A 23,129-nucleotide genomic window follows, 5' to 3' on the forward strand; every position below is an offset into this window, starting at 1 on the left:
ATCCCCTCCATCATGTCTCAGTTTCGCTCCCTGGAAAAGGCACTCAAACAATATTTTGGCTACGACAGCTTCCGTCCCGGACAGCGGCAGATAGTAGAAGAAGCCTTGCAAAATCGAGATTTGCTCATTGTCATGCCCACAGGCGGCGGCAAATCCCTGTGTTTTCAGCTACCAGCGCTGCTAAAATCCGGTTTAACCGTAGTCGTCTCTCCCCTCATCGCCTTAATGCAAGACCAAGTAGACGCCCTGCGGGATAACGGGATTGGCGCAACCTTCCTCAATAGTACCCTCAACAGTCATCAGGTACGATATTCCGAACAAGCTATCCTCAACAAACGCATCAAATTACTCTACATTGCGCCAGAACGTCTGCTGAGCGAAAGATTTCTGCCATTTTTAGACTTAGTGCAGCATCAAATCGGCATTTCTGGTTTTGCTATCGACGAAGCGCACTGCGTCTCCGAGTGGGGACACGACTTTCGCCCAGAATATCGCCAATTGCGAATACTTCACCAGCGTTATCCAAATGTTCCCATTATGGCGCTCACCGCCACCGCCACCGAGCGCGTCCGCCAAGACATCATCCAACAGCTAGCACTTGTGCAACCGAATGTCCATATTTCTAGCTTCAATCGCACAAATCTTTACTACGAAGTTCGTCCCAAGCAAAAAAGCAGCTACACAGAATTACTACTGTTAATTAGGCAAACAAAAGGTACGGGAATTGTTTATTGTCTTAGCCGTCGTTCTGTTGACGAACTCACTTTTAAGTTACAGAAAGATGGCATCAAAGCTTTACCTTATCATGCGGGATTGAGTGACGACGATCGCACCGAAAATCAAACTCGTTTTATTCGCGATGATGTGCAAGTCATCGTAGCCACAATTGCTTTTGGTATGGGGATTAACAAACCAGATGTCCGCTTTGTCGTTCACTACGACTTACCCCGCAATTTGGAAAGTTACTATCAAGAAGCCGGACGTGCGGGAAGGGATGGCGAACCATCTCGCTGTACAATCTTTTTCAGCTTTGGAGATGTTAAGAAAATTGAATGGGGAATCGAACAAAAAATTGACGAGCAAGAACAAATGATCGCTCGTCAACAACTGCGCCGTATGATAGATTATGTTGAAGGTACAGACTGTCGGCGCACAATTCAGTTAAGTTATTTTGGCGAATATTTCCCCGGTAATTGCAGTAATTGCGATAATTGCTGCCACCAGAAACCAGTAGAAGACTGGACAATTGAAGCGATGAAGTTTCTTTCCTGCGTGGCACGTTGCAAGGAAAAATTTGGCATGAATTATATTATTGATGTCTTGCGCGGTTCTCGCAGCCAAAAAGTTTTGCAAAACAAACATAACGAACTTTCTACTTATGGAATTGGCAAAGATAGAACAGCAGATGAATGGAAAATGCTGGCGCGATCGCTCTTACATCAAGGTTTACTAGATCAAACCACAGATGGTTATGCCGTGCTGAAACTCAACCTCCTCAGTTGGGAAGTCATGCGGCGTCAGCGACCGGTTAATATTGTAGTTGCTGTTAAAAATACGCCCACTCTGGAAGAAAAGAATTTGAAGAAAGCGGGGATGGAAATGTTGTTCGATCGCCTGCGCCAACTCCGCAAAAAAATCGCCGACGAACAATCAGTTCCTCCTTATGTAATCTTCCCTGATTCCACACTAAAATTAATGGCGCAAGTGCAACCGCAAACTTTAGTAGAATTTGAGCAACTTTCCGGTGTCGGTAATCGCAAACGGGATAAGTACGGGGAAACATTTATTGCGGCAATTGTCGCTTACCGAAAAGAGCAAGGTTTATCGGTAGGAAAGGATGTTTTGAAAAGTGCGATCGCAACTTCCTCAAAATCTGCTTCTACTAACTACACGCAGTTAATGAGTTTAGATTTATTTGAGCAAGGACTAACCGTAGAAGAAATTGCCCAAAAACGGAATTTAAAAACCACTACGATCCTGGGTCATTTAGCTGAAGCGATCGAAATGGGTAAAACAGTAGATATAGATAGCCTAGTTTCCCCCGTACATCAAGAAATCATCTTGCAGGCGATTCAAGAAGTTGGCGTTACTGATGCGCTTAAACCAATTTACGAACATCTCGGAGAACAGTTCGATTATGGCGCAATTCGATTAGTACGAGCCAAATGGCGACTGGAAAATGGAGCTTGATTACGAAACATCATTTTGGCGGTGGACTAGGGAAAAATCTTTTTGCTTCGCCGCCTCCAAATCTGCTGGCATAATAAAGGTAACAACTACCTGTATGGCATTTTCTTCTCCTACTTTTAAAAGCAAATTGCTGGGTAATTCCGATGCAAATGCAGCAATCAGTTTTGTTAAAGCATTTTTTGTTTCTTGAATAGCTTTTTCTGTTTGTATGTTATCAATAGTAACGTATGGTTCTACTTCTGGCAATAAATCTTGCCTCAACTCAATGTTTGGTTCTATGCCTTGATATGAATTGGGGTCATTAATTTCAGGGCAATAATGTTTGTAATCTTGAGCAAACTGTTCAGGTGTTACTTCGTGGAAATACTTGCGAAGAAAATTGACAATTTCTTTGGGATCTAGCATTATATAATTACTCCTGTTTCTCTTCTACCAAATAAGACTCCTGAATCAGATAGGTATCTAAAATTGATATCTGAATATGAGCGCGGTTAAAAATGGCAGAATTAGTAAAAATATTTTTGCCCTCTATAAACACGGCTCGAATAGCATGAACCTTTATACCCCTACTTTCGGAAAGTAACCTTATAATAGACATCTCCAAAAATTCTTGTGGGGTAGGCATCCTGCCTGCCTTTGAGATTATTTTCTGGAGATGTCTAATGATGGAATTAAAAAATCGCATCATACCGAACACGACAAGACAAGACAGACAGAATCAATTCTGTCCCCCAGATGTGACGATCGAGCAATAGTAAAGATAACTTGGAAATCAAAGATAAATTTGCATCCATAATGTGAGACTATGTTGAAAGACAGACCAGCCTCCCCCAATGACTTGAAAATGAAAGAGCGAGAGCGTGCTAACTTAGAACGTTTGGCAGATTACTCCTCAGCGCAGTCCTTGCCGGAAATCTGGCCATTGGCAGCACAAAGATTTGAGAATATCATCGCCCTGCATGACCCCCACGCCAAACCAGAGGTAGTACTCACATACCCACAGCTATATCGGAAAATTCAGCAATTCGCCGCTGGATTGCAGGCGTTGGGAGTGCAACCAGACGCAGAACCGCCCAGTGGTGCGGGCGTCTCCAGTGGTGCGGGCGTCCCCGCCCGCATCGCCCTCATCGCCGATAACAGTCCCCGCTGGATGATTGCAGATCAGGGCATTATGATGGCAGGGGCAGCTAACGTAGTTCGCAGCGCCCAAGCAGAAAAGGAAGAACTGCTGTATATTTTAGAGAATAGCGGTAGTACAGCTCTGGTGGTAGAAGACCGCAAGACGCTGAAAAAATTGCGCGATCGCCTCGACGACCTCCCCATCCAGTTCGCAGTCTTGCTATCCGACGAAGAACCCGAAACTTCTTCCAATCTCAAAATTCTTAACTTCTCTCAATTAATGGCAGTTGGCGCTGACCAACAGCTAAAACCGACTAACCAAAACCGGGATACCCTAGCCACTCTCCTCTACACATCCGGAACTACCGGCAAGCCTAAAGGCGTCATGCTATCCCACGGCAACTTGCTCCACCAAGTTACCACCTTGGGTTCCGTAATTCAACCGCAACCGGGCGATATAGTTCTCAGTATCCTCCCGACTTGGCACGCCTACGAACGCGCTGCCGAATATTTCATCATCTCCCAAGGCGTCACGCAAATTTATACAAATCTGCGTCACGTCAAATCAGACCTCAAACAATTCAAACCGCACTACATGGTGGGAGTACCGCGTCTTTGGGAATCAATTTATGAAGGCGTGCAAAAGCAGTTCCGCGAACAACCCGCCAACAAACAGCGATTGATAAATACCCTATTAGGTATCAGCCAAAAATACATCGAAGCGCGGCGAATTGTGCGAGGATTAAAATTACAACCTTTCCCTCCTTCACCAGCAGAAAAACTCCTCGCCGCAGCACAAACAATCGCCCTCACTCCCATCCAAGCAATAGCCGATCGCCTAGTTTATCAGCAAGTGCGTCAAGCTACCGGCGGCAGATTGAAATACGTCCTCAGCGGTGGCGGTTCCCTAGCAACGCACTTGGACAACTTTTTTGAAATAGTAGGAGTAGAAGTACTCGTCGGTTACGGTTTAACCGAAACATCCCCCGTTACCCATGCCCGTCGCCCTTGGCACAATCTACGCGGTTCGGCGGGACAACCCATCCCCCTGACAGAATGCAAAATAGTCGATCCCGAAACCCGTCAAACCCTACCTGTGGGTCAGCGCGGCTTAGTGCTGGTACGCGGGCCGCAGGTGATGGGGGGATATTACCACAATCCCACCGCCACAGCCAAGGCGATCGACCCCGAAGGATGGTTCGATACCGGTGATTTAGGTTGGATAACCGCAGGAAACGATTTGGTACTGACCGGACGAGCAAAAGATACGATTGTATTGACGAATGGGGAAAATATCGAACCCCAGCCGATCGAAGACGCCTGCTTGCGTAGTCCCTACATCGACCAGATTATGCTAGTAGGGCAGGACAAGCGATCGCTAGGTGCCTTAATCGTCCCCAACACAGAAGCCCTCCAGAAATGGGCTTCATCGCAAAATCTCAGATTGCATCTCCCGGAGGAAACCGTATCCCTTGAGGCGTCATCAAACCAAGAAATCGACCTCGATAGTAAAATTGTCCAAGACTTATTCCGGCAAGAACTAAACCGCGAAGTCCAAAATCGACCTGGCTATCGTCCTGATGACCGCATAGGCCCATTTAGGCTAATTCTGGAGCCATTTTCGATCGAAAATGGCATGATGACTCAAACCTTGAAAATTCGGCGACCCGTCGTGATGGAACGCTATAGCGATTCGATCGACGCGATGTACTAAAATGAGCGCAGAGTGCAAAAGTGCTGAGTGAAAAAATTACTCAGCACTTTTGCACTCAACACTCAGAACTAAAAAAAGCCCGCTCCTGTACGAGATTCAAAGTTAAATGGTTATGGATGTCTCTACGAACCACCTTCTGCTGAAACGCCCCGTTACCGTCAAAGCGATCGTCACAACTCGCTGGAAAGAAGAGGCGCAGCAGCAACTTCAGTCGCAACTCAATCAAATTGACCAGCAATTGCAACAGTTAGAAACCCAAGCACAGCGGGCAATCACAGAAATTCAAAAACAAAGTCTGCAACCACCTGGCCCGCAAGTAATGCAGCAAATTGAAAACATTCAAATGCAGGTCAACCAGAGAAAAAGCGAACTGCTAGAGCAAAAAAATCAAAGCCTCCAACAACTCCAACAAGTGCAACTTCTCGAACTCAATCAAGAAGTCAATCAAGGCCAAATAGAAAGCATTTTCCGCATTGAACCAGGAGACAACTTAGTTGAGAAAATGCAAGTAGAAATTCTGCTGCGCGATGGTGTAGTCGAAGAAATTCGCGGCGATATTTAGAGCAGTCATTATCATCGAGAGATTTCAGATTTCAGATTGCGAATTTAAAATTGACAATCCAAAATAAATTTCCCATCTGCAATCTGAAATTTAAAATTTTCCACTGACTAAATCTGTTATTCTAGTAAATTGTCGATTCGGTACATCACCCCATGATCCACGAAGTTTTCATGCCCGCTCTCAGTTCTACAATGACCGAAGGCAAAATAGTTTCCTGGGTTAAATCTCCAGGCGACAAAGTTGAAAAAGGCGAAACCGTGGTGGTGGTCGAGTCCGACAAGGCAGATATGGATGTAGAGTCCTTCTACGAAGGCTTTTTGGCGACGATCGTCGTACCGGCGGGCGAAGCAGCTCCCGTTGGTGCCACCATTGCTTTAGTAGCAGAAACCGAAGCAGAAATCGAAACTGCCAAGCAACAGGCAACAGGCAACAACGCCCCACCCGCACAAACCGCCCCAGCCGCAGCCGCCCCAGCACAAGCAGCCCAGCCAGTTGCAGCCGCCCCAGCTTCTCCCAACGGCAGCAGTAACGGCAACGGACGTTTAATTGCTTCTCCCCGCGCCAAAAAGTTGGCTAAGGAATTGAAAGTAGAATTGAGTAGCTTGCGAGGCAGTGGCCCGCACGGACGCATTGTCGCAGAAGACGTGGAAGCCGCAGTAGGTAGGGCAAAACCAGCCGTCGCCGCACCCGCCATAACGCCTGTTGCGCCACCGCCCGCACCCGTCCCCATCGCACCAGCAGCAAAACCAGCACCCGCACCTGCCCCCGTCGCGGTAGCCCCCGGTAAAGTAGTGCCTTTAACTACACTGCAAAATGCTGTCGTCCGGAACATGGTGGCTAGCTTGCAAGTGCCTACGTACCATGTCGGTTATACCATCACTACAGATAATCTCGATAAACTTTACAAGCAAATTAAGTCTAAAGGCGTCACGATGACGGCGCTGCTAGCCAAAGCAGTAGCAGTAGCTTTACAAAAACATCCTTTGCTGAATGCCAGCTATACAGACCAAGGCATTCAATATCCTTCTGCGATTAATGTGGCGGTAGCGGTGGCAATGGATGATGGCGGACTGATCACGCCAGTATTGCAAAACGCCGATAAACTCGATATCTACTCTCTCTCTCGCACTTGGAAAGATTTGGTAGAGCGTTCCAGAACCAAGCAGCTGCAACCGCACGAGTATAATTCTGGCACATTTACTTTGTCGAATTTGGGAATGTTTGGCGTAGACCGATTTGACGCGATTCTCCCGCCGGGACAAGGTTCCATCCTCGCAATTGGCGCGTCCCGTCCCCAAGTTGTCGCCACTGAAGATGGGTTGATGGGAGTGAAGCGGCAAATGCAGGTTAATATTACTTGCGATCACCGCATTATTTACGGTGCCCATGCGGCGGCTTTCTTGCAAGATTTGGCGAAGTTAATTGAAACAGACCCGCAATCTTTGACTCTCTAATTCCCCCGCCCCCTTAAAAAGGGGGTTTTTGTTAGAGCGCGATCGCACTTCCTGCTAAATTTGTTGTATAATTATCAACCATTACCTTGCTAGGAAGAGCATCGCTGCGTTTAGCCCAGATTTCTTGCCAAAATTGCACTAAGGAATCCTCGTATTGCTTGCAGTGCTTTCTGCGATCGATTCGGATGGCGTTCCACAATTTTTCCCAATCTTCCCAGCTAGAGCATTTTTGAATGTAAGGCCATTTTTCCACTTCCTGTACTAATGACTCAGCAATTCCCAGGAATTTGGCGATTTTGCGCTTGGTGATGCGGAATTTCTGGGCAGGTCTAACCCTCTTAAATAAGGTTGTCATAGTTTAGACAATCTTCGCACATATATAACTATATCTACTATCCACTATTTCGGATAAATAGTCAATATCCACTATTCCGGACAATGAGGGGTAAAGTAGCTGCTGCGCTAGAATGCTTTTACTCTCACACGATTTCACAGGTTTGTGTCTGGTTGTTATGTCGCGCCAAAGCAAGAAAAGCGAACCGATAGCCCGATTTGACAAGGTGGGAATGGTAAAAGTTGGGCTAATTTTGAAAAATGCCCGCGAACAAAAAGGCTTAACGCTGGATGAGTTAGCAGACCTCACCGGTGTTGGCAAAACCAGACTCAACGATGTAGAGTTGGCAAACGGCAATAAACTAATGGTCGATACCTTGGAAGCGTATCGTCGAGTTGTTCGTCCCTTTAACCCAGAGACAGGCAAAGATTATCAGTGCTGGGAACTGCTAGAAATAGCTATGATTCTGGAAGATCCACGGGAACTGGAGCAGAAAGAAAACTAGGACAAAGTTTGAAATATTACAGAATGCGATCGCTATTGTCTGATTGTCTTTGTGAAAGTCCGATCGCACCCTCCCCATCCCCAACAATTTACCGAAATTGCCAGCAATTCTCCTGAAGCTAACCATATCGGTTGAATAAACAAAGGTAGTTGTTACAATCGGGGGTTTTCATGACAACGGTACAAAAAACCTGCGCTGTTGATTGCAGTAAAGCGCAATGTCCATTTGTCAACGATCCGAACAACCCCCGCAGATATGTCTGCCTCAAATGCGGATTAGAACGCTCCCTCGATCCTAAGCCTCAGCCGAAACAAGAAGATGGTACCTCTCTTCTAGCGATCGTAGCCAGCGCTGCTTTGATATTATTTCTGTTATTTTGACACTTTGAGACGATCGCTTTCTCCTCCCACTTGCGGTAAAGTGGCAAATACAAGCCCTAGTAATCCGTCAAGCTAGTTTTGAGGGGTTCCACAAACCCGGTTTTTTAGAAAAACCGGGTTTCTAGCCGACGACAACTAATAGCTTCAGCCGTGAGGAGAAAAACTTGTGAAAGCAGTCTTGATGACAGCCGCCGGAGATCCCGAAGTACTACAAGTGCGGCAAATCGAAAACCCTGCCGTTCCTGTAGGAGACACAGAACTTTTGGTAAGATTGCGGGCAGCAGGTGTCAACCCGATCGATACTAAACTGCGGAAGCGAGGCACCTTCTATCCAGATAAAATGCCAGCAATCTTGGGATGCGATGGTGCTGGCGTCATCGAAGCAGTCGGTGCTGGTGTCACCCGCTTCGGTGTCGGCGATGAGGTATATTTCTGCTATGGTGGACTGGGCGATCGCTACGGTAACTATGCTGAATATATAGTTGTAGAAGAGCGGTATGTCGCCCGCAAACCCACTTCCCTCTCCTTCGCCGAAGCAGCAGCAGCTCCCCTCGTCCTCATTACCGCTTGGGAATCATTGTACGATCGCGGACGCCTGGAAGCTGGACGAAAAGTTCTCATCCACGCCGGTGCTGGTGGCGTCGGTCACGTTGCGATACAATTGGCAAAGCTGCAAGGTGCCGAAGTTTGTACTACAGTAGGTTCGCAAGACAAAGCCGAATTCGTTCGCCAACTGGGTGCAGATCAAATAATTTTCTATAAAGAAACCGATTTTGTCCAAGCCGCATTAGATTGGACAAATGGAGAAGGAGTAGACCTCGCCTTCGATACCGTAGGCGGCAAAACCTTTTACAAAACCGTTCCAGCCGTGCAGGTTTACGGCGATTTAATCACCATTTTAGAACCAGATCCCGCCTTGGGAAATTTGAAGACAGCCAGAAACCGAAATCTGAGAATTAGCTTAGAACTGATGTTGACACCAATGTTACAAGGATTGGTGTCAGCACAGATACACCAAGGCAAAATTTTAGAAGAATGTGCGCGTCTGATAGACCAAGGTAAACTCAAAATTCACCTCAGCAACACTTTTCCCCTCGAACAAGCTGCCGAAGCGCATCGCTTGCTGGAAACTGGCTCGACGACTGGGAAAATTTCTTTAATTATAAATTAGGAGCGGGTGGGCAATGGCCACCCTACTCGGTTACGAAATTTTTGCTTCCAAAGATTTGAGAAACTCAGTGTTTACCCCCGACTCGCGAGTGAGGGCAATTTTACCGGTGCGAGCAATTTCCCGAAGACCGAATTTTTGGAGTACTTGTACGATCGCTACCATCTTACCCGGATCGCCAACTACTTCCAGAGTCAGCGACTCCTCCGCAACATCCACCACCCGCGCCCTAAAAATCTGAGCCAATTCGATAATTTCCGAACGAGTACTGCTGTTACCATTAACTTTGAGCAGCATCAACTCTCGCTCTACGCAGGGAATCTCAGTAATATCCTGTACCTTAAGGACATTAATCAACTTATAAAGTTGTTTGGTAAGCTGCTCGATAATTCTGTCATCGCCAGGGACGACCATTGTAATCCGCGAAATTCCCATCTGTTCTGCTGGGCCAACTGCCAAACTTTCGATATTAAAGCCTCGACGGGCAAATAGACCAGCAATGCGGCTTAGGACACCGGCTTCATCTTCAACCAAAACGGAAAGGGTGTGTTTCATGATCGTGAAAAAATGCTGAGGCGCGATCGCATACTGCTGAAGATACAAAATTACCCTATGCCACAAAGAAGCTGCACGGGTTTAGTTTAATCATATTACCGCAACTGCTTGTGGTGGCAACACTGCTGCGGTTTTTGTCAGACCACCGTGACAAAGCCAGATCCTGGCTTTATCTGTCTAAAGACGTAGGAATGGGAGAATATAAAATCTTTTTGACGATAGATGCAGTAAATCATCGAAAAATGTTTAATTATTATTTGTGTTCATATTTAATGGAGGAAAAACGCCAATGGGTTGGTTACAACGCCTATTCGGAATGGAAAAGCCCGCTGATGCTCAGACGAATCCCGCACCGGCAGGATCGGCTCCTGATGGAGGGGAAATTCCCCCAGAGCGAGTGGGATTGAATGGCGAGTACGACCAAAGCGGTTTAGCCAAACGAGTTGCTCTAGCTTTTGACCAAGACCAGGAACTGACTGATTACGATCGTCTTTGGGTAGCTCAAACTGGCGGTACTGTGGTTTTGAAAGGAGAAGTTCCTTCTCAGGACGTTCTCAATAAGATGGTGTCGGTAGCCCGTAGCGTGAGCGGTGCAACATCTGTCAGTACCGATCAGGTCAAAGTTGGTTAGCGATCCAAACAGCGAAAGTAAAAAGGCAAAAGAAAGCTCTCTTGTTAGCTTAGTTCTTTTTACTTTTTACTTTACACTTTCGACGGCTCCCGTGTCGTATCCAGCTTCCTTGTGTTTGTACAGTGGGCATCTACCCACTCTAAAATTATTTGATTTACCCGCTCTGGGCACTCATCGTGAGGACAGTGACCGGCGTTGTCTAACTCGATAACTTCCAAATTGGGGTTGTACTGTTTGAACTGACGGGCTAAACCGCGAGGTATCATCTTGTCTTGACTGCCCCAGATGAGGAGCAAGGGAATGTTTAAGTTGGGAAGCAAAGACTTGACACTGGGGCCAAATTGTGAACTTGTCATCGCTTTGAGGATAGCACAGAAGGCTTGGGCAGAACCTCTGTCTTGGGCAGGCCCAACCAGGATATCTACCAATTCATCGGTAATCGCTTCGGGGTTAGCGTAGGCGATGGCCGCCCAGCCGCGAACTCGCTGGGGCACTCGCACCCAATAAAAAAAAGTTTGAAGTACGGGCGGGGAAGCGACAATGTTTTTAATGGTAGCAACGAGCGATCGCAACGGTCGAGGAATCATTTCCTCTTCCACCGATGGATCGGGCAAACTCATCATCACAACGCCCCGCACCATCTCCGGATGAGCTGCGGCGGCGGCGATACAGACCAAAGAACCGATCGAATTACCAACCAAAACCACCGGCTGCCGAATAAAAGTCCGCCAAAAGTCGTAGACTTGCTCTACCCAAAGCGTGACGTTATATTTCGCTGATGCTTTCTCCGAAGCCCCAAAGCCGAGCATATCCAATGCGTAAACCGGGTGCGACTGACTGAATACTGTCATATTGTGTCGCCAGTGGCCAATGGAAGTCCCAAATCCATGCAGCAGGATAAAGGTCGTAGCATCCCCAGTAGACTGAGAAGGCCGCATATAAGTGTATCGAGTTTGCCAGCCTCGCCAAACCCAATCTCGTTGACTGCCAACCCGTTGCTGCCAGTGCAGGGAAGTGGTCACGCTAACCTCTGCTTCAAAAGTATTACAAAATGTTGCTCAGATTTCAATTTTAGCTTTGGCGATCGATCGAATGTCATTTCGAGGGGGATAATACTTGGTGGGGCGTGAGATTGACATTTTTCGCTTTGGTCATTGTTTAGTTAACCGGAATTAACTATCTGTTCACTTGAGCATTTTTTCTTCAGCTTTTTTTAAGATTGGTAGAATTCTATACAGTACTGATTGGCTGAGCTAGTTTCCTGTTTCTTTATTAAGTTTTAATGGTAATTCCTTCCAAAGGAAGTTGCGGCTCTGGTAGGCCAGTTCTTAAGACATTATGTAAAAAAATAGGCCGAAACTCAACCAGAGTGAGTAGAATGGCAAGTACAAGCAGATAAAGCTTTATGGTGGTTTCCCGCTTCCGAGACGGCAATGCCGCTCAGCTACTGCGTAGCCCCATCAAGGATCTAGATAATACTGCAAACCGCAGCACGATCCAAACTGTCACTCAACTGCTCACAAACCTTACCAATGCCTGTGATCGAAAAAAGACGCCCAAGTAATTTACCTACAATCAACGAACGCATTCGATTTCCAAAAATTCGAGTTATTGATACCGATGGGTCGCAGCTGGGGATTATGTCCCCACAAGAAGCGTTGCCCTTAGCGATCGAAAAAGAACTCGATCTTGTCTTAGTCAGCGATAAGGCTGACCCGCCTGTTTGCCGGATCATGGACTACGGCAAGTTTAAGTTCGAGCAGGAAAAAAAGGCGCGGGAAGCCCGGAAAAAGCAGCACACGGCTGACGTTAAGGAAGTCAAGATGCGCTACAAGATTGAGGAACACGATTATAACGTGCGGCTTGCTCACGCAAAGCGGTTTATTCAGGAAGGAGATAAGGTAAAAGCGACCGTCATGTTTCGTGGGCGGGAAATTCAACACAGCGACTTGGCAGAAGAGCTGCTCAATCGGATGGCCAACGATTTGCAGGAGATTGCCGAAGTGCAGCAAGCACCCAAAAAAGAAGGGCGCAATATGATGATGCTGCTGGCTCCCAAAAAATAGCCGGCTTTTTGGAGAACGCACCATAACTGCCCTGCTTGAAGGCGACAGGCGATCGCACTTGGGATTACTTGTCATTATGCGACTATGTAAATATCGATCGCAGCCAAAGGACAGGGAAAGCACTTTAGGAAAGCTCCTAGAGTGCCTAATTCCTCATTAAACATAGCTCCTGCTAGTATTTTTGCAAGTTCTGAGGTAAGCTTTCAGAGCTATGTTTTTGCTTGGAGTGCGATCGCAGGAAAAACTAAATTCAGATACAATAGTTAAGATTTCATATTAATTCAAAAATTTTGCATCCTCCTAAAAACCTCTGTGTACAGCGCAAATTTTGGTGGAAGCCGAAACATTTTTAGTTCAAAATAAAATCTCCCAATTCTTTCTGTATTCTTGCTTTAGCTTTACGCTAAATATACCAAGGCATCAGTTAAACAAACAGATTATCTGCTACTGCTGGAAAAGATCGCTATTTGTCACGACAACTAACCACTTGACAAATAGCCCAGCAAACCCTCTGCTTTCGCTCGCCCGTGCGGTTTCCCTGTTATTTTTATGACGCTGAACAATACATCGCCTTCGTGGGGTTTTTCACGATTATTGCTGCAATGGCTCAACCTGCGTGCAGAAGAAAGCGAACGCACGCTACTGATGTTCGCTGTATATACAACTACTTCCATAGGATTGGTATGGTTGGAAGCCAGCACAGTAGCTTTGTTCCTCGATCAGTTGGGAGCAGAGTGGTTGCCCTGGATTTATATTGCCAGCGCTGGACTGGGCGGAGCATTGGGTTTATTATCCACCTGGATGCAAAGAATTTTGCCGTTGCGACAATTTATCGTGACGATCGCGGTGCTGCTAGCCGTCCCTCTGCTATTATTTCGCGTGGGCTTACAGTTTCCCGATTTGGGTTGGCTGACAGTATTTTTACTCCCCTTATGGGTAGATGGAGCCTACGCTCTCAATCACCTCAACACCTCGCTGACCGCAAACCAGCTATTCAACATCCGGGAAATTAAGCGCACCTTTCCCCTGATCAGTAGCGGCAGTTTAGTAGCAGACGTACTGAGCGGTTTTTCCCTACCCCTGCTGCTTTCCGTTGTAGGACTGCACAATATCATCTTGGTAGCGGCGGTAATGCTGGTTATGGGTGCGGGAATTCTCTACTATCTCAGCAATCGCTACGAGCAGTCATTTCCCGATTCTCACCCAAGCAACTTAAGGGATTACCACGATGGATCTTCCACTCGCAAACTGGCGGGGCCGTTACGACAATACGAGATATTACTCTATGCCTTTTTTGTAATCGCCCAGGTATTGCTGCTGCTAATCGACTTTCAGTATCTCTCCCAGTTGGAACTGCACTTAGATGGTAAAGATATTGCCAGTTTCTTAGGTTTGTTCAGTGGTATTGTCGGCATCTGCGAGCTGATCACGCAATGGTTTATCTCCAGTAGGGTGATCGAACGGATGGGGGTGTTCGTAACCGCCATGCTGCCACCCGCAGTGATGGCTATCCTGGGCTTGATTCCTCTGACAATATTGATATTGGCTGTGCTGCGCGTATTTTCCCTCAAGGGATTAGAATTATTCATCGGTTTAATCGTCTTGAAGTTTGTCGATGAACTGCTGCGCTACACCTTCGTTGCCAGCACCGGTTCGGTGCTATTCCAACCCATCCCGGAGAACCTGCGCGGCAGTGTGGAGACGAAAGCCCGTGGCATTGCGGAACCTGTGGCAACGGGTTTTACGGGAGGTGCGATCTTAGGGATTCTCTGGTTAATCCATTGGGCATTCCCTACTCTTGGGGAGAAAGTACAGAAAGAGTGGCTGGGTTGGATTGTGGTCGTCGGAATAGTCATCTTTGCCTTAGCGTGGCTGATGTCGGTTTGGCTGTTGCGATCGCGCTATGTAGACTTGTTAGTATTGAGCGCCCAACGCGGACAGCTCGGTAGCGCCGATGTCGATTTGCGCGTCTTGAAGCGAGCCGTCGTAGAAGTGCTGGAGCGTCCCGCAGAGGAGGCAGAAAAGCGCTCTTGCATCGAACTTCTCAGTCAAATCTACTCCCAAGACGTTGGCGAAATACTAGCTCCTCTGCTGCCTCAGTTTCCACCCGCTTTGCAACGTCAAAGCTTGGAAGTGATGCTCAACAATCCCAATCCAGCTTATTTGAGCAATATTCGCGCTCTCATAGAAACCTCAGATCCCGAACCGGATGTCTTAGCCGTTGCTTTGCGCTATGTTTGGCTAACCGAACCAGAACCGGATCTGCGTCAGTTAAGGCCCTATCTGCGTCCGGAGATCGATCCGATGGTGCGAGGTACTGCTGCTTCCCTACTTTTGCGCTTGGGAAGCGCCACGCAAAAAGCAGAGGCAACATCTGTCTTGCGGCGGATGCTAACCCATCAAGAAGAACAAGAACGGGTAATGGGTTGTCGGGCGCTAGGTGAAGCGGTGTATTTGCAAACACTCAGGCTGCAAATTCCCAACTTGTTGCGAGATAAGTCGTTGCGGGTACGCTGTGCTTTGCTGGAAGCGATCGCCGCTACTCGTTTGGAAGAGTACTATCCTTCCCTCCTACGCGGTTTGGAATATAAGTCTACTCGCGAGGCGGCCCTGCACGCAATAGTCCGACTGGAAAACGATGCTATTCCCATGCTCCTGTCCCTTGCAACAAATATTCACAAACCTGATTTGGTGCGACGCTATGCCTGGGATGCGATCGGTCGTATTAGCACTCGCGAAGCCCTGAACGTATTAGTGTCTAACTTGATGACTGCCTGGGGAAACACCAGACGTCAAATTATCCAAATTGTGCTGAAGTTGCCCAATGAAATTGGTATTGAAAGCGTACTGGATCGGTTGGGGCGCAGCGGCGTCGAAATGTTAATCGATCAGGAACTAATGTTTATGGCGCAGATGTACGCCGCTAGGATAGATCTGAGCCGAGAATTAAAAAGCAACGAAGCCGATTTGCTGCAAAGGGCCCTCAAAGATGCACTGGCAGATTCGGTGGAGCGGTGTTTTTTACTGATGAAATTTTTGTATCCGCTTGGGGCTATTCAAGCAGCAGCTTTTAATTTGCGATCGGGTTCTCCATCTGAGATGGCAAGGGGGTTAGAAATATTAGACCAAACTATTGATATTCCTACTAAACGTGTGTTGCTCACCGTTCTCGATCGCAACTCGGATTGGGAAAAATTGCAAAGTTTAGCAGCGCTAGTTGTCTATCAGCCTTTGGACGAGAGAGATCGCGTGCGTAGGTTGCTATCTTTAAGGCACTTTCTATCAGATTGGTCTCTAGCTTGTTGTTTTCATTTAGCGAGATCGGCTCGTTGGAATTTGACGGCTGAAGCTACTATAGCTTGTCTGCGTCATCCTACGGGTTTTGTGAGAGAAGCGGTGATAGCTTACCTCAGAGTTGCCTCCCAACGTGCGCTAGCAGAACTCCTACCGAAACTCAAACAAGATCCCGATCGCCTAGTAGCCGCTCAAGTGCAGGAAATGATGGCAGAGTTAGGTATAGAGCAGGGTGAGAATCCAGCGTAAGTTGAAGTATACTTCGTCAAGAGGCGAGGTATTTCTAAGTTACAGTTGGGTTTAAGGATACAAATTCCCCAGTAAATGCCTGTCAAAATACTTACCCAATCTTGGCAATCGAATTGATTTGTTTTTATTCAGGAAATGGCTAATGAAATTCTACTGAACCTTTATTTTCTCTGCTTTGATAATGAAGCATAAGATATGCAAAACGCCTCGTTCGCTAAAAACCAGTACAATGTTGCTTGCGAACCTACTGATGTTAGGTTGAGCGGGCTCCGGGATGTTGACGCATAGCCGGGGTATTATTATTATCAGATAAAAGTATAGATAGATGCTTACCAGTGTCGATCGGCTATTGTTTGTCAGGGGCGTGCCCATCTTTCAGGAACTGCGGGATGATTTTCTCGTCCGACTTGCTTCGGTGATGGATGAGCTATCATTTCCGACCAAGCACACCATTTTTACCCAAGGGCAGGAGGGGCGATCTCTCTACATAGTCGTACTCGGCCAAGTCCGCGTGCATATCGGAAACAACGATCTCGCCCAGTTGGGGCCAGGTGCCTGCTTTGGTGAAATGTCTTTGTTTGACGCCGAACCTCGTTCCGCCTCAGTCTCGACTGTAACAGCCTGTGAGTGTCTAGTGCTGACACAGCAGCAACTCTACGACGCTATTGAGGAAACGCCCGGAATTGCGGTTAACATCATCCGCCTGCTTTCCCGCCGCACACGCGATTTGAACCAAAAGTTAAATGCCCAAGCAGCTGAGCGTCAGACACAGGACACTGCTGGAGGGAAGAAATTGGTGGGATAGGACTAAATGGGGTTTCGCTTTACAGGGAAGTCCCCATGTCTCAAACCTTTGCTATGCCTCGAACTCCAGTTTTTTGCCGAGAAATCTGTGCCTGTCTAAATCGTTGAAATCATACTGCGATCGCAGTATGATTTCAACAGATAAACGATCGCCTAAAATCCCCTCTAAATCAAGCTTTCATGGATTGAACTCATCTAAAGAGCAACTGAAAAATCGCAGTCAAGAGTCCCTAAAATTAGGGTATTACAGCACAAATAGGAGAGCGCCATTATATCGATATGCCTTGATATTTCTAAAATTCTTCTGTTGAGTAGAAATGGTAACTGTAAGAAGCAATTTACAATTGCCGATATTTGAGCTATGATGTATTAAATTTAACATTAACAAATTGTTCCCAAAAAGTTCACTATTCATTGACGCTTGTTGATGTAGCTTTTCTTAAGCATACGCAGGAACGTTTTCGGCTGTATTTATGTATAAATACGGTAGTTGAAGTGAACGGTCGATTACTGTAAAACAGCTACTTACACGCAGAAAATAATAAATCATTTTATTTAAAGATTGTGTGAAGGTAGACCTGAGCCATCGGAATAAGAACCTCTGAGAGTTGTAGAAACTGGAAAATGTTAAAAAGTAGATTAAAAGAGCAACCAGTGGCTAAGCTAAACCCAGATATACTCATAAAACATGGGGGCAGGGACTCTCACCTATCTCGTCAAATCTACAATTTTATGTTTTTCCATCCGTGAAAGTTCTCTTATCTGGTTGTCGTCACCCCTCAAATTTTCCCACCCAGCTCCCTACGCCAATGGATGCTTCCATTCTTGTAGTTGGAAGTGATGAATTTAAAACAACACTTCTAGAACGGCTGCGATATTTAGCAGCTTGCACAGTAGAGTTTGCGTCCAGCCCTATGGAAGCGTTGCCTACGATCCAAGCACAACAGCCTGATGTAGTGATTCTACAGGCAAGCCAAGTTGGCAGCCTCGAGCTCTGTCGCCAGATCAAACAACAAACCAGTTTGGCCTGGATATACTGCATCCTGATAGCGGAGCAACCTCAAAACGCTATCGAAGAAATCTTACCAGGCTGGAATTGGGAGTTAGGATTGAGGGCAGCAGCTCTAGAAGGAGGGGCCGACGCCTATCTCTGGTTACTGACCAATCGCGGAAATGGTGATATATCCTGGGAAGCAGGATTGACGATGCAAAATCATCTTCTGCAAGCGCAAGTTCAAGCCGGGATCAGGCGAGTGCAGATCGATCGCAACTTAATGCGTACCAACGACGTTTTGTCCGCGATCGCACTGGCTGACCCCTTGACGGAATTGAGCAATCGTCGGGCTTTGGATTGGGAATTACCCCGACAAATCCAAAACGCTCGCGCCAGAGAGGTGCCTCTGAGCTTGCTAATGCTGGATGTAGATTATTTCAAATCGATCAACGATTCTTACGGCCATTTGGTCGGCGATCGCGTCCTTCAGCTGCTCTCGGCCCGACTGCGGCACAACCTGCGCTTTCAAGACACGCCCTTTCGCTACGGAGGGGAAGAATTTGTGATTCTTCTCAGTAACACGAATGCCAAAGAAGCGGAAATGGTTGCCCTGCGCCTAAATAGCTCGATAGGCAACCAACGCTTCGGGATTGACAAAAACTTGGCTCTAAGCGTTACTGTCAGTATTGGGATTGCTTCGCTGCAACCAGATGACGATCCTAATGGGGTAAGTCTGCTCAACCGTGCCGATCGAAGCCTGCTCCGTGCCAAAACTAATGGACGCAATCAAGTCATTTGCGATGGAGATCGGCCAATCAACGAGACTTCCTTTGAGGAGAATTGCGAATACTGAGTTCTATGTTGCCAGTTAATATTTTTCTCCCAAGTGAAAACTCTTAACTCTTTAAAGTTTCCTGGCAATACTGAGCAACAATCCGAGAACACTCGGTCACGGAAGCTCGCTGTTCCATTGCAACAACAAGGGCTTCGTATGACTTCCAGTGGGACTGTAAGAGGGTACGAGCTTGGAGAGCAAAACTGCGCTCTTGCTGAGGGTATTCGCTAACCGGGCGTCCTAGCTTTTCAAGAAGAGTTGCCAATTTCTGTCGGTCTTCTGCTCCTCCCTCCGCATTACCGTAAATGAGAGTCTCCGCAGCTATTCCAGCCATCCAGACAATGCCGTAGCGATTGAGTAGCTGGGCTGATAAGATTCTCTGTTGCAGTTGAGATGCCAATTCGCGATCGTCAAATGTTACCCCTCCCTGTCCCGGCTGTCCTTGCTTGAAGGCTTCCCAGGCGCTGAGGACGTAGCCGCTCACTGGTATTTCCAACAGCTGAGCTACCAGGAAGTGTCCTGCTTCATGCCTCACTACGCGGGCTCTATGTTCCGGCGAAGCACTCGCTAACCAATCCAAAAGTAGGTTTACTCCCTGTCCCTGCCAGGTGAGAGTATCTAGAGTGCCAACTCCCAAAATGGTCAAGGTGGCGATGGCGGGCACATACGGAGATATGTTCAACAATGGCCCCAGAAGCGTTGAGAGCGTCATTGCAAAAACACAAATGGCTATTAAGTTCAGGGCGGTTTTGCTCATGCCTGGGTACGGAATAGAAGCGCTATCTTTAATTGACAATGTGGTTTTAGCTGGTAATTCATCGCAGTTACTGCTTTTGCAATACTGCTGATAGCTCGAGCCGATCGAACTCGACCTATCCTAGTTACCGCTAGGACATTTTGCAACAAATCTGCTCTCGAAATCAAGAATCTCGCTTTTATGCAAAGTCGCCCTTTGTCTGTCGAGCTTTGCTGTTAACCCTTTCTTTGGAAAGATGTACAATAATTAGTCTAGCGATCTCCCTTGTTTATTCGTAAGTACCAATACTTATGTGGGGTGAGAGTTAGTTGCCCATTGTCTAGACTGATAGAATAGCAGTCTCTGCTTATAGGTTGCGCTGAGGTGCTATGGTAGTACGATTGTAGGGGTGCGATCTCAGCGTCATAAAGGCTTTGGCAGGCTGCTAACCGATTTGAGTTTGTACTTGACAAAAATTTTGTCGCGTATCCAGTTGTCAGTGTTCGCAAATGGGCGCTTCAAGAAAAGCATATGCTAAAAAATAGGGGAAGCTTATGCACTTGTACATTATTAATTCATCTCCCCCAGACAAGAAGAAAAAGTAAAATATGCCTGACCTACGCGCTCCGATTATTACCAGGCTTCGCCAAGGCACAGGTGTTGGTTGGCTGCGAGTAGCCATCCTGCTTGTCCTAGATAGCCTTATGTTGTCTTTGGCTTGGATAATTGCTGATTCTTGGGGAACCCCTGTCAATTCTTTTGAACTTTTCTGGAAGTCCAGCCAAGAGCCGGGGTTTTTGCTACCAATTATGGTGATAAGCCTTGGGATTCTAGCCGCTTCAGGATTGTATGGCACGGATGATAAACGACGCGATTACTTCACTCTGATCAAATCGCTCACTCTGGCCCAGATTGTTTTATTGATTATTGCATTTCTTTATAAACCGGGCCTAATAGTATCTCGTTCAACTTTCTTGTTGTCTTGGCTGTTATCTATAATTTTTGTTTGTACTGAGCGGCTGCTGATTCAGTTAGCGATCGTCAGCCTGCGACGTCAAGGTGCAATACGTCAGCGAATATTTCTACTGGGCGACCCTGGGGATGTTGAAGAAGCCCGAAAATTATTGGATAGAACCGCAAGATTTGACGTTCGGGGTCAAGCAATTTTACCTTCAGAAAGTAACCAAGAATTTTGGATTGAAATCCTCGATCGCGTTCGCCAACTCAGAGTCAGTGAAGTTTTTGTTTGCTCTTGGGAAGCTGTCAGGGCTCCGATATTTCTCTATTGGGAATTGATGAGTTCCGGTATCAGTCTCAGAGTGTTACCCATCGGTCTGAAAATCCCCAGCCAATGGTCTGAAATCAAGATGATCGATGGGCTGACCACCATCAGATTTCGTTCTCCACCTATCCTGGGGAGCGATTTTTGGACAAAGCGTTTTGTCGATATTGTGGCAGCAATATCTGTGTTGATGTTAGCAAGTCCCTTGTTTTTAGCGATCGCACTACTCATAAAATTTGACTCCCGTGGCCCGATATTCTACAAACAAAACCGAGTTGGCCTCAAAGGCCGTCACTTTAAAGTTTGGAAATTCCGCACGATGGTAATAGATGCCGATCGCTTACAGAAGGAGCTAGAAGCGAAAAACGAAATGAAAGGGGGCGTAATGTTCAAAATGAAAGATGACCCCCGTATTACTCGTGTAGGGAAGTTTCTCCGCCGTTATAGTTTGGATGAACTACCACAAATCATTAATGTCCTACTGGGTGAAATGAGCCTTGTCGGTCCACGACCATTTCCGTTACGAGATGTAGAAAAAATGTCGGAACATCACTTTATCCGTCATGAGGTGCTACCTGGTATTACCGGTTTGTGGCAGGTTTCCGGTCGTTCTAATGTTGTTGATTTTGAAGATGTTTTTCGCCTGGATATAACCTATATTCAGAACTGGTCTCTAGCTCTCGATTTCCAAATTTTGCTACAAACAATCAAAGTTGTGCTGCAAAAAGAAGGAGCTTACTAGATGCGGTGAAACACCACTGATAGTAATGAAAAGCATAACTTAAAGCAGCATCTCAAAAATCCCAAAAAACTAGCTTTTAGATGCGAAAATATTCAAAACCTCAAGAGGCTAGTTTCAAGATTCGCAGGAAACGAAATATTCTTACTGGGTGCTGTAATCGGTCAGGTATGACGAGCTGTCTTGAAGTCAGTAATACGTAAAACCCCTATCGCTCCAAAGGAGGAGAATGCCTTGCTTTGAGTCTGCTTAACTATTGAATAATCAAAATCCCAGTAAAAATACGGAGAAGACAGATGATTTACCATCCCCAAGCGGATTTAATCTACCAAGCGTTTACACAGGCAGAGAAATTTTTAAAGAGTAGATAAAGCTGCGTCAAATCTCTGGACATTAGGGTGCTAAGTCGGTTAGTAATAGATTGTAACGAGATAAGTCGAGGGGTTAACTGTCGGGGTAAGTCAAGGAGAGCGCCAACTGTCAGCTTATATTAGCTAAGAGAAGGTGTCTCTAGATCTAACCAGTATCCTGTGGAACAGATCCATAGAACTCGGACAATAGCTAGGCCACCTCTTAGTCAAAATCATCTTTACTAAGTTATACCTGTCACCACTTTTAGGACGGTTATCATGAATCTCAAACAACGCCTACTTACTACCGCCGCTGCTGCTAGCGCTGTATTCAGTGTCGCTTCTGCTCCCGCACAAGCCTTCAGTTTTGGAGATCCAATTAGTTTTGCAACTGACACCACTGTGGACTTTACTTTCTTTGAATCTCATGGTGGTTGGAAGGAAGTATTCGGTATTAAGGAACTGGCAACTGGCACTAAGTCAGATATGCTGTCAGAAGTAGCAATTTCCGATGGGAACTCTAATGCGAGAGATTTCCAGGGAACTTGTGGCGCAGGCAAAGCAGTGACAACTTGTACAAACAGCTTTACCTTCCTGGCTGGAAAGCAGTATACCATGTTTCTTGACCAGATTCCTACGAATGGAGATTCTCGCCGCACGTTAACTGCTGCTACAGCAAAAACTGTTTATACTGCTGCTGCGGCGACCCAAGATGCACTATATAACGATTTAGCCTGGACTGGTGGCCCCCAAAAGTATCAGCACGCAGGCTACAGCACAAACAGTAAACTACAAAACTTAACTAGCTCACCATTTGACTTAACTGGTGGTGAAATGCTGTTAGCCTGGGAAGATTATGCACCAGCTGGAGCGGGCGGCGCTCAACACATCGATCACAACGACTTTATGTTGAAAGCAAAAATCTCATCAGTTGCTTCCGTACCTGAGCCTGCTACCTTGGCTGGTCTGGGATTGGTAGGTGGAGCGCTTGCTTTCTCTCGTCGTCGGAAAGCTCATCAAGCTTAATTAACTAACTAACCTAGTTGGGATTAAATAACAGATCGGCTGATACAGTAGTTACTTTGGGCTATTGTATCAGCTATTTTGTATAAATGTATCTATTATAGGGCTGGCTTGCTTATTCAGTATAAATACTGAATAGGACAAA

Annotated in this window: 21 protein-coding genes; 15 read left to right on the top strand and 6 right to left on the bottom strand. The window is 46.5% G+C overall.

The window, feature by feature from the left end:
- The first annotated feature begins 12 nt into the window (after positions 1-12).
- Positions 13-2,190: a DNA helicase RecQ gene (gene recQ, locus H6G03_RS07615; protein ID WP_190463695.1), complete on the top strand. Its 2,178-nt coding sequence runs from the start codon at positions 13-15 to the stop codon at positions 2,188-2,190.
- Here recQ and H6G03_RS07620 read toward each other — a convergent pair whose 3' ends face one another.
- Together H6G03_RS07620 and H6G03_RS07625 are read right to left on the bottom strand one after the other, a co-directional pair.
- Positions 2,191-2,595 (bottom strand): hypothetical protein, encoded by a 405-nt coding sequence (locus tag H6G03_RS07620; RefSeq protein WP_190463697.1) that lies wholly within the window; start codon positions 2,593-2,595, stop codon positions 2,191-2,193.
- 7 nt (positions 2,596-2,602) lie between these two features.
- A complete protein-coding gene (locus H6G03_RS07625) occupies positions 2,603-2,815 on the bottom strand; it encodes a hypothetical protein (protein WP_190463699.1) in 213 nt (70 codons plus the stop codon).
- Between the two features lie 180 nt (positions 2,816-2,995).
- On the opposite strand from H6G03_RS07625, the gene H6G03_RS07630 reads away from it, so the two are divergent.
- The 3 genes from H6G03_RS07630 to H6G03_RS07640 all read left to right on the top strand — a co-directional run bounded on the left by H6G03_RS07630 (position 2,996) and on the right by H6G03_RS07640 (position 7,039).
- On the top strand, positions 2,996-5,023 hold the full coding sequence (locus H6G03_RS07630) for a long-chain fatty acid--CoA ligase (protein WP_190463701.1): 2,028 nt from the start codon (positions 2,996-2,998) through the stop codon (positions 5,021-5,023).
- A gap of 112 nt (positions 5,024-5,135) precedes the next feature.
- Positions 5,136-5,585, top strand: coding sequence for a YlqD family protein (locus tag H6G03_RS07635; protein ID WP_190463703.1), 450 nt, complete (start codon positions 5,136-5,138; stop codon positions 5,583-5,585).
- Between the two features lie 152 nt (positions 5,586-5,737).
- On the top strand, positions 5,738-7,039 hold the full coding sequence (locus H6G03_RS07640; RefSeq protein WP_190463705.1) for a dihydrolipoamide acetyltransferase family protein: 1,302 nt from the start codon (positions 5,738-5,740) through the stop codon (positions 7,037-7,039).
- Positions 7,040-7,070: 31 nt separating this feature from the next.
- On the opposite strand, the gene H6G03_RS07645 is transcribed toward H6G03_RS07640, so the two are convergent.
- Positions 7,071-7,394, bottom strand: a complete 324-nt coding sequence (locus tag H6G03_RS07645) for a hypothetical protein (RefSeq protein ID WP_190463707.1) — start codon at positions 7,392-7,394, stop codon at positions 7,071-7,073.
- 112 nt (positions 7,395-7,506) lie between these two features.
- Here H6G03_RS07645 and H6G03_RS07650 point away from each other — a divergent pair, with 112 nt between their 5' ends.
- From H6G03_RS07650 to H6G03_RS07660, 3 genes are all read left to right on the top strand, one after another.
- A complete protein-coding gene (locus H6G03_RS07650) occupies positions 7,507-7,878 on the top strand; it encodes a helix-turn-helix domain-containing protein (protein WP_206756614.1) in 372 nt (123 codons plus the stop codon).
- Positions 7,879-8,048: 170 nt separating this feature from the next.
- Positions 8,049-8,258: a hypothetical protein gene (locus H6G03_RS07655; protein ID WP_190463712.1), complete on the top strand. Its 210-nt coding sequence runs from the start codon at positions 8,049-8,051 to the stop codon at positions 8,256-8,258.
- 166 nt (positions 8,259-8,424) lie between these two features.
- Positions 8,425-9,429, top strand: a complete 1,005-nt coding sequence (locus H6G03_RS07660; protein WP_190463714.1) for a zinc-binding dehydrogenase — start codon at positions 8,425-8,427, stop codon at positions 9,427-9,429.
- A gap of 30 nt (positions 9,430-9,459) precedes the next feature.
- On the opposite strand, the gene ilvN is transcribed toward H6G03_RS07660, so the two are convergent.
- Positions 9,460-9,981: an acetolactate synthase small subunit gene (gene ilvN / locus H6G03_RS07665; RefSeq protein WP_190463716.1), complete on the bottom strand. Its 522-nt coding sequence runs from the start codon at positions 9,979-9,981 to the stop codon at positions 9,460-9,462.
- A gap of 289 nt (positions 9,982-10,270) precedes the next feature.
- On the opposite strand from ilvN, the gene H6G03_RS07670 reads away from it, so the two are divergent.
- Positions 10,271-10,612, top strand: a complete 342-nt coding sequence (locus tag H6G03_RS07670; protein WP_190463718.1) for a BON domain-containing protein — start codon at positions 10,271-10,273, stop codon at positions 10,610-10,612.
- 71 nt (positions 10,613-10,683) lie between these two features.
- Here H6G03_RS07670 and H6G03_RS07675 read toward each other — a convergent pair whose 3' ends face one another.
- Entirely contained in the window at positions 10,684-11,634 is a 951-nt protein-coding gene (locus tag H6G03_RS07675; protein ID WP_190463720.1) for an alpha/beta fold hydrolase, read from the bottom strand.
- A 510-nt stretch (positions 11,635-12,144) separates the two neighbouring features.
- On the opposite strand from H6G03_RS07675, the gene infC reads away from it, so the two are divergent.
- The 4 genes from infC (at position 12,145) to H6G03_RS07695 (ending at position 18,872) form a co-directional block, all read left to right on the top strand.
- On the top strand, positions 12,145-12,678 hold the full coding sequence (gene infC, locus H6G03_RS07680) for a translation initiation factor IF-3 (protein ID WP_190463723.1): 534 nt from the start codon (positions 12,145-12,147) through the stop codon (positions 12,676-12,678).
- Positions 12,679-13,227: 549 nt separating this feature from the next.
- Positions 13,228-16,221 (top strand): Npt1/Npt2 family nucleotide transporter, encoded by a 2,994-nt coding sequence (locus H6G03_RS07685; protein ID WP_190463724.1) that lies wholly within the window; start codon positions 13,228-13,230, stop codon positions 16,219-16,221.
- Between the two features lie 325 nt (positions 16,222-16,546).
- A complete protein-coding gene (locus H6G03_RS07690; RefSeq protein WP_190463726.1) occupies positions 16,547-17,026 on the top strand; it encodes a Crp/Fnr family transcriptional regulator in 480 nt (159 codons plus the stop codon).
- 808 nt (positions 17,027-17,834) lie between these two features.
- A complete protein-coding gene (locus H6G03_RS07695) occupies positions 17,835-18,872 on the top strand; it encodes a GGDEF domain-containing response regulator (protein ID WP_190463728.1) in 1,038 nt (345 codons plus the stop codon).
- 43 nt (positions 18,873-18,915) lie between these two features.
- On the opposite strand, the gene H6G03_RS07700 is transcribed toward H6G03_RS07695, so the two are convergent.
- Positions 18,916-19,611 carry a M41 family metallopeptidase gene (locus H6G03_RS07700; RefSeq protein ID WP_190463761.1) on the bottom strand — a complete coding sequence of 232 codons (696 nt, stop codon included), beginning with the start codon at positions 19,609-19,611 and terminating at the stop codon, positions 18,916-18,918.
- Here H6G03_RS07700 and H6G03_RS38725 point away from each other — a divergent pair.
- From H6G03_RS38725 to H6G03_RS37865, 3 genes are all read left to right on the top strand, one after another.
- A complete protein-coding gene (locus tag H6G03_RS38725) occupies positions 19,580-19,702 on the top strand; it encodes a hypothetical protein (protein ID WP_255512194.1) in 123 nt (40 codons plus the stop codon). The genes H6G03_RS07700 and H6G03_RS38725 overlap by 32 nt on opposite strands.
- Positions 19,703-20,198: 496 nt before the next feature.
- Positions 20,199-21,614, top strand: coding sequence for a sugar transferase (locus tag H6G03_RS07705; protein ID WP_190463730.1), 1,416 nt, complete (start codon positions 20,199-20,201; stop codon positions 21,612-21,614).
- A 626-nt stretch (positions 21,615-22,240) separates the two neighbouring features.
- Positions 22,241-22,987: a PEP-CTERM sorting domain-containing protein gene (locus tag H6G03_RS37865; protein ID WP_242057040.1), complete on the top strand. Its 747-nt coding sequence runs from the start codon at positions 22,241-22,243 to the stop codon at positions 22,985-22,987.
- The last annotated feature ends 142 nt before the right edge of the window (positions 22,988-23,129 follow it).

The organism is Aerosakkonema funiforme FACHB-1375 (genome assembly GCF_014696265.1).
In the GTDB taxonomy this organism is placed as follows: Bacteria; Cyanobacteriota; Cyanobacteriia; order Cyanobacteriales; family Aerosakkonemataceae; genus Aerosakkonema; species Aerosakkonema funiforme_A.